Here is a 13345-nt window from a genome sequence, read left to right as displayed (position 1 = left end):
GCCGCGATGACCGCTTCCCGGATGCCCGTTTCGGACCCCCGGCGTCCCCCGCGCCGGCACTGGACCGCGGCCGAGGCCCGCGCCATCCACGACCTGCCCTTCATGGAACTGCTGTTTCAGGCCCAGACCGTCCACCGCCAGCATTTCGACCCCAACCGCGTGCAGCTGTCGCGGCTGCTGTCGATCAAGACCGGCGGCTGCCCCGAGGACTGCACCTATTGCAGCCAGTCGGCGCGCTACGATTCGGGGCTGTCCGCGTCCAAGCTGATGGAGGTGCAGCGCGTCATCGCCGAGGCCGCCAAGGCCAAGGCGGCGGGCGCGACCCGCTATTGCATGGGCGCCGCCTGGCGCAGCCCGAAGGAACGCGACATGCCGCAGGTGCTGGCGATGGTCGAGGGCGTCAAGGCGCTGGGGATGGAAACCTGCATGACGCTGGGGATGCTGGACGCGGGCCAGGCCGCACGGCTTAAGGCGGCGGGGCTGGATTACTACAACCACAACGTCGACACCTCGGAATCCCATTATTCCAATGTGATCACGACCCGGACCTATGCCGACCGGCTGGATACGCTGGCGGTGGTCCGCGACAGCGGGATCAAGGTCTGCTCGGGTGGCATCCTTGGCCTCGGCGAGGGCGCGCAGGACCGCGTGGACATGCTGGTGACGCTGGCGAACCTGCCCGAGCCGCCCGATTCTGTGCCGCTGAACATGCTGATCGCGATCCCCGGCACGCCGCTGGCGGATGCGGCGCCGGTCGATCCGATCGACTTCGTGCGGACCATCGCGCTGGCCCGGATCATGATGCCCGAAAGCCATGTCCGCCTGTCCGCCGGCCGCACCGGGATGACCGACGAGATGCAGGCGTTGTGCTTCTTCGCCGGGGCGAACTCGATCTTCGTCGGCGACACGCTGCTGACCGCGGGCAACCCGGACGAGGACAAGGACATGCAGCTGCTGGCGAAACTGGGCATGGCGCCAATGGTCGCGTGGGAACACGCGCCGGCGCCCGCCGAGGTGCCGGTGCCCGAGGCGGCCCCCGCCGAATGCCCGCTGCGCGCGGCTCAGGCGGCCGGCGCCGTCCAGGAACGCCCCGTCCCGATCCTGCGCTGAGCGCCGGCTTGGACCGGCTGGCCCCGTTCCGCGCCGATCTGGACCGGCTGGCCGTGGCCGGCCGGACCCGGCGGCTGATCCCGCGCGCCGGCGTCGATTTCGCCTCGAACGACTATCTGGGACTGGCCGGGCATCCGCGGCTGGCGGCGGCGGTGCGGGATGCGCTGGACTCGGGCGTGCCGGTGGGGGCAGCCGGGTCGCGGCTGCTGCGCGGCAATACCGAATGGCAGGAAGCCTTTGAGACCAGGGCCGCCGCGTTTTTCGGTGCCGAATCCGCGCTGGGCTTCGGCGGCGGCTACCCGGCCAACGTCGCGCTGTTTTCGACGCTGCCGCAGACCGGCGACCTGCTGCTGCTCGACGCTTTGTCCCACGCCTCGACCCGCGAGGGCGCCCGGCTGTCGCGGGCCGAGGTCGCCGAGTTCCGACACAACGACGCGGGCCACGCTGCGGATGTGATCACAGGCTGGCGGGCGGGCGGCGGGCGTGGTGCGGTGTGGATCGCGGTGGAAAGCCTCTACAGCATGGACGGCGACCGGGCGCCGCTGGACGATCTGGCGCAACTCGCGGATCGGGAAGGGTTCCTGATCATCGACGAGGCCCACGCCACCGGCGTCTGGGGACCGCAGGGCCGGGGTCTGGGTCACGCGCTGGAAGGCCGCGACAACGTCATCACCCTGCACACGCTTGGCAAGGCGCTGGGCGGGTCGGGGGCGCTGCTGTGCCTGCCGGGGGTGCTACGCGATTTCCTCGTGAACCGGGCGCGGCCCTTCATCTTCGCCACCGCGCCTTCGCCGCTGATGGCGGTGGCGGGGGCCGCCGCGCTGGACATGCTGCGCGACGAGCCCGACCGGCAGCAGCGGCTGCACGACCTCATCGCCTTGTTCTCGCAGGAAATGTCGGCGCGGTTGCCGCATCTGCCGATGTCGGGCAGCCAGATCGTGCCGCTGATCGTCGGCGGCGACGCCGAGACGATGGCGCTGGCCGAGCGGGTGCAGGCGGCGGGCTTCGACCTGCGCGGCATCCGCCCGCCGACCGTGCCCGCCGGCACCGCGCGGCTACGGGTGTCGCTGACCCTGAACGCCGCCGCGGACGACGTGCGCCGGCTGGCCAGCACGCTGGAGGAAATGTGGCCCGCTTTGTGATAACAGGCACCGGCACCGATATCGGCAAGACCGTCTTCGCCGCCGGTCTGACCGGGCTGCTGAACGCCAGCTACTGGAAACCCGTGCAGACCGGCGTCGCCGACCCCGGGCCGCGCCGTGACGGGCCGTGGCCGGGCAGCGACGCGGCCTTCGTCCACGCCATGACCGGCGCGCCCATCCTCCCCGAAGCCATCATCCTGCCCGAGCCGCTGTCCCCCCACCGCGCCGCCGAACTGGCGGGGGTCACGATCCCCGACCTGACCCCGCCCGCCGCCGACCCGCTGGTGATCGAGGGCGCGGGCGGCGTTCTCGTCCCGATCACCCGCGAGATGCTGTCCGCCGACCTCTTCGCCCGCTGGGGTATCCCGGTGGTCCTCGTGGCGACGACCGGGCTGGGCACGATCAGCCACACCCTCACCGCGCTCGAATCGCTGCGCGCGCGGAGCTGCCGGGTCCACGGCGTGGCCTTCGTCGGTGACGACAACCCCGACAACATCGCCACCATCGCCGCGCTGGGCCGGGTCCGCGCGCTGGGCCGCCTGCCGCGGCTGGACCCGCTGACCCCCGCCACGCTCTCGGCCGCGATGCGCACCCATTTCGACCCGCAGGACTTCGCGTGACCTTCTTCTTTGCCCAAATATCCCCGCCGGAGGCATCTTCGGGCGGAACGGAGCGCCCATGACCGACTCGCCCGTCTGGCACCCCTTCACCCAGCACGCCACCGAACCCAGCCCCCCGCGGGTGACGCGGACCGAGGGCGCCACGATCCACACCGATCGCGGCCCGCTGATCGACGCGATCTCAAGCTGGTGGGTCATTACCCACGGCCATCGCCACCCCCCGATCATGGACGCGATCCGCGCCACCGCGGAGCGGCTGGACCAGGTGATCTTCGCCGGGCTGACCCACGATCCGGCCGAGGATCTGGCCCGGGCGCTGGTCGATCTGGCTCCCGCCGGGCTGACCCGGGTGTTCTATTCCGACAGTGGCTCGACCAGCGTCGAGGTGGCGCTCAAGATGGCGCTGGGGTTCTGGAAGCACACCGCGCCGGGCCGCCCCCGCCACCGCATCGCGGTGCTGGAAGGCAGCTATCACGGTGACACCATCGGCACGATGAGCGTGGGCGAGCGCGGGGTGTTCAACGCCGCCTACGATCCGCTGCTGTTCGCGGTCGACCGCCTGCCGCTGGGCGCCGACACGCTGGCGGCGTTCGAGACGGTCGCCGCCTCGGGCGAGCTTGCGGCGCTGATCGTCGAGCCGCTGGTGCTGGGGGCGGGCGGGATGGTGATGTATCCGCCCGAGCTGCTGGCCGCGCTGCGCGCCGTCTGCGACCGGCATGGCGTCCTGCTGATCGCCGACGAGGTGATGACCGGCTGGGGCCGCACCGGGCGGCTGTGGGCCTGCGACCATGCGGGCATCGCGCCGGATATCCTCTGCACCTCGAAGGGCCTCACGGGCGGGGCGATCCCGCTGGCCGCGACGCTGGCGACCGAGGCAATCTTTGCCGCCCACTGGTCCGAGGATCGCAGCCGGACCTTCTTCCATTCCTCGAGCTATACCGCCAACCCGATTGCCTGCGCGGCGGGGCTGGCTAATGCGCGGATCTGGCAGGCCGAGGACATGCAGGCGCGGCTGGACCGGGTGGCGGCGATGCAGGCCGACCGGCTGGAGGCGCTGGCCGGCGACCGTCGCTTTGCCAACCCCCGCCAGACCGGCACCATCGCCGCGCTGGACCTTCGGACCGAAGGGGCGGGTTATCTCGCCGCCGCCGGGCAGCAGCTGCGGGCCCGGGCGCTGGATCGCGGGGTGTTCCTGCGGCCCTTGGGCAGCACTGTCTATGTGCTGCCGCCCTACTGCATCTCGGGGGATGAACTCGACCGGGTCTGGGGCGTGGTGGCGGATTTCGCCGGCTGACCGGCGCGCCCGATGCACCGCATCTGACCGGGAATTGACCGGCCGCGCTGATGCGGCCCGGTGACAGGGGGCGGGCTTTGCGGCAAGCTTGGGCGGGACCGCTTTCCGGGCTCGGGCAAGCCGATTATGCTTGCAACCGGAACGCAAGGCGGGCGCCAAAGACCCGCATCGCGCCATTGAACGAGCCGAGACAGGAACCCTGATCTGATGATGAAACCGACCGCATTGCTTTTCGCCGCGACCGCCGCGCTTGCCGGCTGCGTCGCCCCCGTCGCGACCACCACGGTGATCGACCCGGCGCCCGTCGTCGTGCCCGAACCGGCCGCGGTGACCGGCGTCGCCGGGCTGCAATCCCGCGAGCCCGATGCCTGCCACGCCGCCGATTACCGCCACGTGATCGGCCAGCCGGCCTCGGTCGTGCCCACCCTGGGCATCACCCGCCAGTACCGGATCGCCGAATATCGCGGCATCGAGCCCGAGGAATACAACGGCCTGCGGATCGCCTTCAAACTGGACGCCGCCGGCAACATCCAGTCCGTCACCTGCGGCTAAGGAGGTTCCCCATGCGCGCGCTTGCAATCCTGCCGCTGCTGGCCCTGGCGGGCTGCGTCGAGCCGGTCCCGGCCCCGGTCCAGCCCGACACCGACCAGTGCAAGGCCTCGACCCTGCAAGGGCTGGTCGGGCAGCCGAAATCGGTGCTGCAGACGATGCTGCTGCCGGCCGGGACACGGGTGATCGGCCCCGGCGATGCGGTGACGATGGATTTCCGGCCCGACCGGATGAATGTCGAGGTCGGCACCGACGGCCGCATCGCCAAGATCGGCTGCTACTGAGCCGACCCCTCGAGGCGACGGAACCGGGCGGCCTGCGGGCCGCCCGTCTGCATTTTTGGCGTTGATCGGCGGGCGGGGGGGTGTCACGCTGCGGCCCATGACGATCCATCCGATCCAGCCGCCGCAGCCGGCGCCCGACGTGGTGGCCTTCGACCGGCGCGAACTTGCGGTGATCCTGTCGCTGTATGGCCGCATGGTCGCGGCCGGGGAATGGCGCGACTATGGCATGTCCTTCCTGCGCGACCTGGCGGTGTTTTCGGTCTTTCGCCGGGCCGCCGAGAACCCGCTGTACCGGATCGAGAAGCGGCCCAGGCTGCGCGCCGCCCAGGGCATGTATGCGGTCGTCGGCATGGACGGGCAGGTTCTGCGCCGGGGCCACGACCTGGCCACCGTGCTGCGAGTGCTGGAACGGCGGCTGATCCGGCCGGTCTGAGCGCGGGATCGGAGGCCCGGGAACTCGCGGCCGTTTTCGCGGTTGGCGTGGAAACGGACGAAGGAGAGCCCGATGCGGTGGTCGCATGTGCAGGAAAACTGGAGCGCTTTTTACGAAGCCATCCAGGAAAAATGGGAAGATGCCGACGAATCGATGCTGGACGAGATCGACGGCGACCAGCGCGCCTTCATCCGCTATATCGCCGAGATCACCGAGCAGGACCCGCAGGAGGCGCGCGAGGAGATCAAGGAGTGGCTGGCCGGCGAGATCCCCTCGGATGTCGTGATGGACCCTTCGCACGACAACCATTCGATCGCGCTGTCGGGCAAGTATGTGGGCGAGGGCGAGGATGAATTCGCCGACGACGCCCGGTTCGGGGACGACGACGACTATCCGGATGACGGGGACCGCTAGGGGCGCTCGGTCGGACCGGGGGCTTCGCGCCCCCGGACCCCCGCGGGATATTTGCGGACAAGAGATTTTGCGGCGGCGGCGTCAGTCGGCCGGAGCGGGAGGCTCGGACCACCAGACCTCGGGCAGGAAGCCGGGCCAGTCGCCGTAGATCGGCAGGCGCTGCGGGTGGCGCAGGCGGGCGGCGTGGGCAATGCGGCTGACCTGCGGATAGCTGACCGGGATCACATAGCGCCCCGCGGTCAGGAGCCGGTCGAGCGCCCGGACGGCGGCGACGTGGCCGTCCAGATCGGTTGCGTTCACCGCCTCGGCGATCATCGCGTCCACGGCAGGCGAGCGGACGCCCATCCAGTTCTTCGACCCCTCCTGATCGGCGCTGGCGATGCCCCAGTACAGCGCCTGTTCGTTGCCGGGCGACAGCGACAGGCCGCGTTCGTACCAGGTCATATCGAAGGCGAAGCGGTTGGTGCGCTCGATATACTGGGCGCTGTCCAGCAGGGTGACGCGGGGGGCGATGCCCAGGGGCTTGAGCGCCTCGACATAGATGTCGACGATCTGCTGGACCTCGGAGCCCGCCCGCATCGCGCTGCCCGACTGGTTCAGCAGGATCTCGGGGGCGAAGGGCGCACCGTCGGCGTTGCGCAGGATGCCGTCGGCGCCGACGGTCCAGCCGGCCTCGGCCAGCAGGCCCACCGCCTCGCGGAGCGCGGTACGGTCCAGCAGCCGGTCCGAGCCTTGGGGCAGGGCATAGCCCTCGATCGTGCCGGGCGGCAGGCCGGCGGCGAAGGGGGCCAGCAGCTCTGCCTCGCGCCCGGTGGCGGGGCCGGGCTGCATGGCGAGGGTCGAGTTCGAAAAGTAGCTTGCGATCCGGGGGTCCGACCCGCCGGCCAGCGTGGCGTTGATGAAGCGGTAGTTGAACGCCAGGATCATCGCCTGCCGCACCCGCCAGTCGGCGAACATGGGCGAGCGGGTGTTCATCACCAGCCCCATGATCCCCGAGGGGCGCTGGTGGGGGATGTCCTCCTTGACCACCGCGCCCGAGGCGATGGCCGGAAAGTCGTATTCGGTCGCCCATTTGACGCCGTTCAGCTCGCGCCAGACGTCGATCTCGCCGGCCTTGAAGGCCTGAGACATGGCGTTGCTGTCGGCGAAGTAATCATAGCGGATGCTGTCGAAATTATAGAGCCCGCGGGTCAGCGGCAGGTCGCGGCCCCAGTAATCGGGATTGCGCCGGAAGCTGATCGAGCGGCCGGGATCGACCCGGTCGACGACATAGGCGCCCGATCCGATCGGCGGGTCAAGCGACGAGGCGGCGAAGTCCTTGCCCTCCCACTGGGCCTGTTTGAGGACCGGCCGCATGCCCATCAGCAGCGGCAGCTCGCGGTCCTTTTCGGCGAACTCGATGCGGATGCCGCGCGCGCCCACCGGGGCGATGCGGGCGACCTTGGCCCAGGCGCCGGCATAGCGGGGGTGGCCCTGGGTGCCGAGGGTCTGGAAGGACCAGATCACGTCCTCGGCGGTGACCGGGGTGCCGTCGGAAAACCGCGCCTCGGGGCGCAGGGTGAATTCGACCCAGCTCCGGTCGGGATCGGTGTCGACGGTCTCGCAGAGCAGGCAGTAGAGCGTGAACGGCTCGTCGATCGAGCGCAGCATCAGCGGTTCGGCGACATGGACGCCGACGCCCCAGGCGGCGTTGCCTTTCAGCACCCAGGGCTTGAGCGAATCGAAACCGCCGGGTTCGGCGAAGCGAATCGTTCCCCCTTTGGGCGCCTGAGGATCGGCGTAGGGCAGCGATTCCAGCGTCGCGGGCAGCGCAGGTTCTCCATACATTGCAAGGGCATGGGACGGCTCGGCCGCGCTTGCCAGCGGCATCGCTGCAACAGTCGCAAGGCTGAGGGACAGCACACGCATAAGGCGACCCATCGCGGAATCGTTAGAGAAATTGAAGATTCGCATGTGTGCCCGTGATCTGCGCCGCGGCTTTCGTGCCGGGTCTTGGCCGGACAGTAACCCTGCATTCACCCTGTGGCAAACCGGGGGCTTGGCGTTTGGGGGTTTCAAGCGTATATCAGAACCACTGCTCGATAGGTTTCTTGCCTGTATGAAACCTGCCTCATGACTTGACGCCCGCCTTGTGCGGGCGTCTTTTTTTCGCGGCGCGCGCCCGTTATTCTGCACGGGCAGCATCAAGGAGAGCGCGAGATGGTCGAACAGAACCTTGCCGGCAAGCTGGCCGTCGTCACCGGGTCGAACAGCGGCATCGGGCTGGGCGTCGCCGAAGCGCTCGCCGCGGCGGGCGCGGACCTGGTCATCAACAGCTTCACCGATCGCGACGAGGATCATGCGCTGGCGAAGGACCTGGCCGACCGGCATGGGGTCGAGGTCCGCTATGTCGCCGCCGACATGTCGAAGGCCGCCGATTGCCGGGCGCTGATCGCGGCGGCCGGCCGCTGCGACATCCTGATCAACAACGCCGGCATCCAGCACGTCGCCCCGATCGACGAGTTCCCGCAGGACAAGTGGGACGCGATCCTGGCGATCAACCTGTCGAGCGCGTTTCACACCACCGCCGCCGCGCTGCCGCTGATGCGCAAGGCCGGCTGGGGGCGGGTGGTCAACGTCGCCTCGGCGCACGGGCTGACGGCTTCGCCGTTCAAGTCGGCCTATGTGGCGGCCAAGCACGGCGTCGTCGGTCTGACCAAGGTCACCGCGCTGGAAACCGCCGGGCAGGGGATCACCTGCAACGCGATCTGCCCCGGCTATGTGCTGACCCCGATCATCGAGGCGCAGATTCCCGACCAGATGAAGACCCACAACATGAGCCGCGAGGACGTGATCGCCAAGGTGATGCTGTCGCGGCAGCCCTCGGGGCAGTTCGCCACGGTCGAGCAGATCGGCGGGACGGCGGTGTTCCTGTGTTCGGACACGGCCGCGCAGATCACCGGGACGACGATCTCGGTCGATGGGGGCTGGACCGCGCTGTGAGGGGATGCCCGCTGGCGCGGGCAGCCTCCGGCGGGGATATTTCGGGTCAGAAGATCGGGGCCGTCAGGCGTCGGCGGCTGCCTCGGTCAGGATGAACTTGCGGAAGGCGCGGATCGCCGGGCGGTTGCGACGCGCGGGCGGATAGACGAGCCAATAGGCCTTGCCGTTGGTGGCGGTCACGGCAAAGGGCTGGACCAGCGCGCCGGTCGCCAGCTCGAAGCGGAAGAAGCGCGGCGTCAGCAGCGCTGCGCCCTCGCTTGCCATCGCCGCCCGCGCCTCGTGCAGCTGCGCGTTCAGCACCAGCGCGGCGCGGGGGGACGAGGTGCAATGCGCGCTGACCCCGGCGGCGGCGAGCCACATCTGCCAGCTGGGGTCGGGGCCGCTGACCCAGGGGACGGGCAGCATCTGCGCCGGGTCGGTCAGCGGGCCGAAGCGTTCGGCCAGGGCGGGCGACAGCATCGGGGTGAACTCGACCTCGAACAGCCGGGTGGCGGTCAGGCTGGGCCAGTTTCCCTCGCCCATGCGGATCGCGACGTCGACATCCTCGCGCGCGAAATCGACCACCTGCTCGGACGCCTCGAGCCGCACGGCGAGGCCCGGGTTGTCGATCTGGAACCGCCCCAGCCGCTGGGCGAGCCAGTTCCCCGCCAGCGTCGGCAGGGTCGAGATCGACAGCGTCTGCGCGTCCCGCGCCGGCGCATAGGCGCTGCGCAGCGTGTCGAAAGCCTGGTGCGTCGGCTGCGCCAGTCGCGCCCCCAGCGCGGTCAGCTCGATCCCCTTGGGCTTGCGCAGGAACAGCGGGCCGCCCAGCCGCTCCTCGAGCAGGCGGACCTGATAGCTGACGCCCGCCTGGGTCATCCCAAGATCGCCCGCCGCGGCGGTGAAGGACAGCCGCCGCGCGACCGCGTCGAAGACGCGCAGGGCGGCGAGCGGGGGCAGGGTGTCCATCAGTTGACCTTATGCCGCCATGCCGGCGGTTGATTGGAAATCTCGGTGAAAGCCTAGCATCTTGAGGTCAGGCATCAAGCCAGACTTGAAGGAACACCGACATGGTTGCGATCACCGAATGCCGCGCGGCGCCGGCCGCGCGCGGATGGAACCTGCGCGCCCGCTGGGCGGAATACCGGGCGCGGAAAGACTGCCGGGCGAGCCTCGGGGAACTGCCCGCCGATCTGCGCCGGGACGTCGGCGTGGACGGGGGGCTGCCGCTGGCGCGGCACGAGAACGGCGGGCGGGTCTTTGTCAGCCACGGCCGCCCGGACAGCACGCTGAGCGGGTGGCACTGGTAGAGGGCGCGTGACGGGGCTGCGGTGCCGCCCGTCACACCCGCCGCACCGGGCCGCCATAGGCGTCCAGCGCGTGGTCGGCGGTCAGCAGGACCATGCCCTCGGTCGCGGCCTGCGCGATCAGCATCCGGTCGAAGGGATCGGCGTGGTGGCGGGGCAGGGTGGCGAGCGCAAGGACATGCCGGCCCTCGACCGGCAGTTCCAGATAGCCGCCCGCCACCAGCCCGGCGCGCAGCGGGCCGGGATCGACGCGGAAGTCGGGCCGGTCGAGGGCGCGCTTGATCGCCACCTCCCACAGCGAGGCCACGCTGAAATGCAGTGCGTTGGCGGGGTCGAGGATCGCCTGCCGCGCCGCGTCCGGCAGCCGCGCGGGTTCGGCCGCGGCCCACAGCAGCAGGTGGGTGTCGATCAGCAGGTTCATGCGGCGATCAGGCCGGGGCCTCGCCCTCGAACATCGCGCGGATCTCGTCGGCGCCCATACGGTCGAAGTCGTCGGGCACGGTGAAGGCGCCGGCGAGGAAGCCGATCCGCGGCGGCGGCGCATCCGCAATCACCTCGACCCGGACCACCGGCTTGCCGGCGCGGGCTATGAGGAAAGGCTCGCCCCGGACCGCATCCTCGACGAGGCGCGACAGGTGGGTCTTGGCTTCGTGCATGTTGACGGTCTTCATGGCGGGTATCCCTTACTTAGTCTGGTGAACTTAGTCTGACGTGCTCGGTTCCGCAAGGGAGGGGGCCTCATCGCCAGGACGCCCCCCTCACCCCAACGTCGCCGGGCTGCCTGACAGCGTCAGTGGCCGGGCGCTCAGGCGCGCGGCCTCGGCGGGATCGTGGGTCACGAGGATCAGCCCGGCGCCGCTGCTGTCCAGCAACTGCGCCGTCAGGTCCAGCATGCGGTCGCGGGTGGCCTCGTCCAGCGAGGCGAAGGGCTCGTCCATCAGCAGGATGCCCGGCCGGGCGGCAAAGGCGCGGGCCAGCGACAGGCGGCGCTGCTGGCCCAGCGACAACTGGCGGGGATAGGCTGCCTCGCGGCCGGCCAGCCCGACCTGGGCCATCAGCGCGGCGGCCTCGGCCCGGGTGGCGCCAGTGGGCAGGGTCAGGTTGGTCAGCGCCGTGCGCCACGGCAGCAGCGTCGGTTCCTGGAACACCATCGCCAGCCGGTCGGGCACCGCGCGGGTGCCGGCGAAGTCGCGGTCGAGCCCGGCGATGATGCGCAACAGCGTCGTCTTGCCGACCCCCGACGGCCCCAGCAGGGCGACCCGCTGGCCCGCCCCCACGGTCAGCGAGACCGGGCCGAGGATCGGGCGCGGGCCGAAGGACTTGGCGGTCAGGTCAAGGCGCATCGACCCTCCACCGGTTGGCGCGGGCCTGCCACGGGCGCAGCACGGCCATGTCGATCAGCAGCATCACGGCGACGAAGGCCAGCGACCAGGCCAGCAGCCGCGCCACGTCGAAGTTGGAGAACGCGAGGTGGATCTTGAAGCCGACGCCGTTGGAGCGGCCCAGGAACTCGACCACCAGCACGATCTTCCAGATCAGCGCGATGCCGGACCGGGCCGCGGCGGCGATGGCGGGGGCCAGCTGCGGCAGCACCACATGGCGCAGCCGCGCCAGGGGCGACATGCGGAAGGCGGTCGCCATGTCGTCCAGATCGGGGCGCAGGGCACCGGCCGATTCGCGCAGCATCACAGCGACCACCGGGATCTTGTTCAGCGCGACGGCGAGGATGGCCGCGGTCTCGTTGAGGCCGATCCAGATGTAGCATAGCACGATGACGACCAGCGCCGGGATGTTCAGCAGCACCACCAGCGCCGGGTTCATCCAGCGGTCGGCGGTGCGCGACCGCCCCATCCACAGCCCTAGCGCGCCCCCCAGCGCCATCGCCGCGACGAAGGCGGCGGTGACGCGGAACAGGGTCATGCCGACATGCAGCCACAACTCGCCCGAGCCGATCAGCTGCCCCAGCACCCGGAACACCGCCACCGGCGAGGGCAGGTGCTGGGGGCGCTCGGTGAGGCTGGCCGCCACCGCCCAGACGGCAATCAGCAGGGCAGCCGAGACCAGGCCGGGCCCCAGCGCCACGCCGGGGCGGCGCAAGGTGCGGCGATGCTGCGGCTCAGTCACCCGACCAGAACATTCCCTGCGGCAGTTCGGTGAGGCCGCCGGTCAGCTCATGCCCGCCCAGTCCGGCGATGACCGAGAACATCTTCTGCGCGGCCGCCGCGTCGACCTTTTGCGACGCCGGGATGCCGGCGCGCCAGCCGTCGCGCAGGGCGGTGAACTGGCCGTCGTCCTTGGCGTTCATGATCGGGCGCAGCGCGTCCCAGGCGGCGTCGTCCTTGGCGAGGATCGCCTTGGCCTCGGCCGATGCCTTGGCCAGCCCACGGGCGGCGTCCGGGTGTTCCTTGATCCAGCTTTCGCGCAGCACATAGCCCAGAAGCGGCGTAGCCGGGTCCAGCCCCAGGTCGCGGGCGGCGTCGTTGATGTCCAGGATCTGGCGCGCGCCGGCAGCCTCCATCTTGGCCTGGAAGTGCCAGAAGTTGATCGCCGCCGCGACCTCGCCGCTGTCGAGCGCGTTCTGGATCATCGGCGGGGCGCCGAAGACCTGGGTGGTCATCGCGCCGATGTCCTTGCCGCTGGTCGGGCTGTCCGGCCGCATCGACCAGGCGCGCAGGATCAGCCAGCTCTTGTCCACCGGCCCGCCGGCGATGCCGATCTGCTTGCCGTCCAGGTCGGCCAGCGTCTGCACCGGGCTGTCCTTGCCGACCATCAGCCCGCCGACCGACGTCGAATAGGGCAGGAACACGAAATCCCCCCCCGCGCCGCGCTGCTGGGCGACCCACAGCAGGTCGGAGACGATGGTATCGACCTCGCCCCCCTGCATGGCGACCTGGGTGGCCGGGTTGCCGGCCAGCGGCAGGATATTCAGCGTAAAGCCGTTGGCAGTATCCAGGCCGCGCGCCTTGATGGTTTCCAGTTCCCAGCTGACCGTGCCGTTTTCCAGCGTGCCCACGGTGATTTCGGTCGGGGTCTGGGCGCTGGCCGGAAGCGCGAGGGACAGGACCGACAGGGCGGCGGCGGCAAGGCGGCGAAGCGTGGACATGACAGGCCCTTGTTTGCACAGACCCGCAGGCTGCCACGCCAACGCCGCGCAGGCAATCCGACCAAGATGTGACGGGGGCTGCCGCGCACCGCGCAGGCGATGGCTTGCGCTGGTGCCGATGTGCCCTA

At 70.4% G+C, this 13345-nt stretch carries 17 protein-coding genes; 10 read left to right on the top strand and 7 right to left on the bottom strand.

All coding sequences use genetic code 11. The annotated features are described in order from the left end of the window. The first annotated feature begins 21 nt into the window (after positions 1-21). The 8 genes from bioB (at position 22) to IC63_RS06315 (ending at position 5846) form a co-directional block, all read left to right on the top strand. Positions 22-1110: a biotin synthase BioB gene (gene bioB / locus IC63_RS06350; RefSeq protein WP_198026267.1), complete on the top strand. Its 1089-nt coding sequence runs from the start codon at positions 22-24 to the stop codon at positions 1108-1110. Between the two features lie 8 nt (positions 1111-1118). Beyond that, complete coding sequence (locus tag IC63_RS06345) at positions 1119-2252, top strand: 8-amino-7-oxononanoate synthase (protein ID WP_036718135.1); 1134 nt, start codon at positions 1119-1121, stop codon at positions 2250-2252. After that, entirely contained in the window at positions 2237-2872 is a 636-nt protein-coding gene (gene bioD, locus IC63_RS06340; protein WP_036718132.1) for a dethiobiotin synthase, read from the top strand. The genes IC63_RS06345 and bioD overlap by 16 nt, the downstream gene beginning before the upstream one ends. Before the next feature lie 58 nt (positions 2873-2930). Further along, positions 2931-4166, top strand: coding sequence for an adenosylmethionine--8-amino-7-oxononanoate transaminase (locus IC63_RS06335; protein ID WP_036718129.1), 1236 nt, complete (start codon positions 2931-2933; stop codon positions 4164-4166). Between the two features lie 207 nt (positions 4167-4373). After that, positions 4374-4718, top strand: coding sequence for a hypothetical protein (locus IC63_RS06330; protein WP_156965377.1), 345 nt, complete (start codon positions 4374-4376; stop codon positions 4716-4718). 11 nt (positions 4719-4729) lie between these two features. Next, positions 4730-4999: an I78 family peptidase inhibitor gene (locus tag IC63_RS06325; RefSeq protein ID WP_036718127.1), complete on the top strand. Its 270-nt coding sequence runs from the start codon at positions 4730-4732 to the stop codon at positions 4997-4999. Positions 5000-5096: 97 nt separating this feature from the next. Beyond that, on the top strand, positions 5097-5432 hold the full coding sequence (locus tag IC63_RS06320) for a DUF2794 domain-containing protein (protein ID WP_036718124.1): 336 nt from the start codon (positions 5097-5099) through the stop codon (positions 5430-5432). A gap of 72 nt (positions 5433-5504) precedes the next feature. Next, positions 5505-5846 (top strand): hypothetical protein, encoded by a 342-nt coding sequence (locus tag IC63_RS06315; RefSeq protein ID WP_036718121.1) that lies wholly within the window; start codon positions 5505-5507, stop codon positions 5844-5846. Between the two features lie 81 nt (positions 5847-5927). On the opposite strand, the gene IC63_RS06310 is transcribed toward IC63_RS06315, so the two are convergent. Next, positions 5928-7715 (bottom strand): extracellular solute-binding protein, encoded by a 1788-nt coding sequence (locus IC63_RS06310; RefSeq protein ID WP_232222527.1) that lies wholly within the window; start codon positions 7713-7715, stop codon positions 5928-5930. 330 nt (positions 7716-8045) lie between these two features. Between IC63_RS06310 and IC63_RS06305 the strand changes: the two genes are divergently transcribed. Next, on the top strand, positions 8046-8828 hold the full coding sequence (locus IC63_RS06305; RefSeq protein ID WP_036718116.1) for a 3-hydroxybutyrate dehydrogenase: 783 nt from the start codon (positions 8046-8048) through the stop codon (positions 8826-8828). Positions 8829-8891: 63 nt separating this feature from the next. Here the strand turns inward: IC63_RS06305 and IC63_RS06300 are convergent, their stop codons facing one another. Next, complete coding sequence (locus IC63_RS06300; protein ID WP_036718113.1) at positions 8892-9776, bottom strand: LysR substrate-binding domain-containing protein; 885 nt, start codon at positions 9774-9776, stop codon at positions 8892-8894. A gap of 101 nt (positions 9777-9877) precedes the next feature. Here IC63_RS06300 and IC63_RS06295 point away from each other — a divergent pair, with 101 nt between their 5' ends. Next, on the top strand, positions 9878-10117 hold the full coding sequence (locus IC63_RS06295; RefSeq protein WP_036718110.1) for a hypothetical protein: 240 nt from the start codon (positions 9878-9880) through the stop codon (positions 10115-10117). Between the two features lie 31 nt (positions 10118-10148). On the opposite strand, the gene IC63_RS06290 is transcribed toward IC63_RS06295, so the two are convergent. The 5 genes from IC63_RS06290 to IC63_RS06270 all read right to left on the bottom strand — a co-directional run bounded on the left by IC63_RS06290 (position 10149) and on the right by IC63_RS06270 (position 13217). Further along, positions 10149-10535, bottom strand: a complete 387-nt coding sequence (locus tag IC63_RS06290) for a type II toxin-antitoxin system VapC family toxin (RefSeq protein ID WP_036718108.1) — start codon at positions 10533-10535, stop codon at positions 10149-10151. A 7-nt stretch (positions 10536-10542) separates the two neighbouring features. After that, on the bottom strand, positions 10543-10785 hold the full coding sequence (locus IC63_RS06285; RefSeq protein WP_036718105.1) for a type II toxin-antitoxin system Phd/YefM family antitoxin: 243 nt from the start codon (positions 10783-10785) through the stop codon (positions 10543-10545). A gap of 87 nt (positions 10786-10872) precedes the next feature. Beyond that, positions 10873-11457, bottom strand: a complete 585-nt coding sequence (locus tag IC63_RS06280; RefSeq protein ID WP_036718103.1) for an ABC transporter ATP-binding protein — start codon at positions 11455-11457, stop codon at positions 10873-10875. Continuing rightward, positions 11447-12238, bottom strand: coding sequence for an ABC transporter permease (locus IC63_RS06275; protein ID WP_036718101.1), 792 nt, complete (start codon positions 12236-12238; stop codon positions 11447-11449). The genes IC63_RS06280 and IC63_RS06275 overlap by 11 nt, the downstream gene beginning before the upstream one ends. After that, positions 12231-13217: an ABC transporter substrate-binding protein gene (locus tag IC63_RS06270; RefSeq protein WP_036718099.1), complete on the bottom strand. Its 987-nt coding sequence runs from the start codon at positions 13215-13217 to the stop codon at positions 12231-12233. Before IC63_RS06270 ends, IC63_RS06275 begins: the two co-directional genes overlap by 8 nt. Positions 13218-13345 lie beyond the last annotated feature (128 nt).

This window comes from Paracoccus sphaerophysae (assembly GCF_000763805.1).
Classification (GTDB): Bacteria; Pseudomonadota; Alphaproteobacteria; order Rhodobacterales; family Rhodobacteraceae; genus Paracoccus; species Paracoccus sphaerophysae.
The sequence above is the reverse complement of the archived record's forward strand: the minus strand, read 5'-3'. Positions and strand labels throughout refer to the sequence as shown.

What these genes read in the sequence shown, in the direction of transcription:
- bioB (WP_198026267.1), top strand. Translation starts at nt 22, where the DNA reads ATGCCCGTTTCGGACCCCCGGCGTCCCCCGCGCCGGCACTGGACCGCG.
- IC63_RS06335 (WP_036718129.1), top strand. Translation starts at nt 2,931, where the DNA reads ATGACCGACTCGCCCGTCTGGCACCCCTTCACCCAGCACGCCACCGAA.
- IC63_RS06330 (WP_156965377.1), top strand. Translation starts at nt 4,374, where the DNA reads ATGATGAAACCGACCGCATTGCTTTTCGCCGCGACCGCCGCGCTTGCC.
- IC63_RS06325 (WP_036718127.1), top strand. Translation starts at nt 4,730, where the DNA reads ATGCGCGCGCTTGCAATCCTGCCGCTGCTGGCCCTGGCGGGCTGCGTC.
- IC63_RS06320 (WP_036718124.1), top strand. Translation starts at nt 5,097, where the DNA reads ATGACGATCCATCCGATCCAGCCGCCGCAGCCGGCGCCCGACGTGGTG.
- IC63_RS06315 (WP_036718121.1), top strand. Translation starts at nt 5,505, where the DNA reads ATGCGGTGGTCGCATGTGCAGGAAAACTGGAGCGCTTTTTACGAAGCC.
- IC63_RS06310 (WP_232222527.1), bottom strand. Translation starts at nt 7,715, where the DNA reads ATGCCGCTGGCAAGCGCGGCCGAGCCGTCCCATGCCCTTGCAATGTAT.
- IC63_RS06305 (WP_036718116.1), top strand. Translation starts at nt 8,046, where the DNA reads ATGGTCGAACAGAACCTTGCCGGCAAGCTGGCCGTCGTCACCGGGTCG.
- IC63_RS06300 (WP_036718113.1), bottom strand. Translation starts at nt 9,776, where the DNA reads ATGGACACCCTGCCCCCGCTCGCCGCCCTGCGCGTCTTCGACGCGGTC.
- IC63_RS06295 (WP_036718110.1), top strand. Translation starts at nt 9,878, where the DNA reads ATGGTTGCGATCACCGAATGCCGCGCGGCGCCGGCCGCGCGCGGATGG.
- IC63_RS06290 (WP_036718108.1), bottom strand. Translation starts at nt 10,535, where the DNA reads ATGAACCTGCTGATCGACACCCACCTGCTGCTGTGGGCCGCGGCCGAA.
- IC63_RS06285 (WP_036718105.1), bottom strand. Translation starts at nt 10,785, where the DNA reads ATGAAGACCGTCAACATGCACGAAGCCAAGACCCACCTGTCGCGCCTC.
- IC63_RS06280 (WP_036718103.1), bottom strand. Translation starts at nt 11,457, where the DNA reads ATGCGCCTTGACCTGACCGCCAAGTCCTTCGGCCCGCGCCCGATCCTC.
- IC63_RS06270 (WP_036718099.1), bottom strand. Translation starts at nt 13,217, where the DNA reads ATGTCCACGCTTCGCCGCCTTGCCGCCGCCGCCCTGTCGGTCCTGTCC.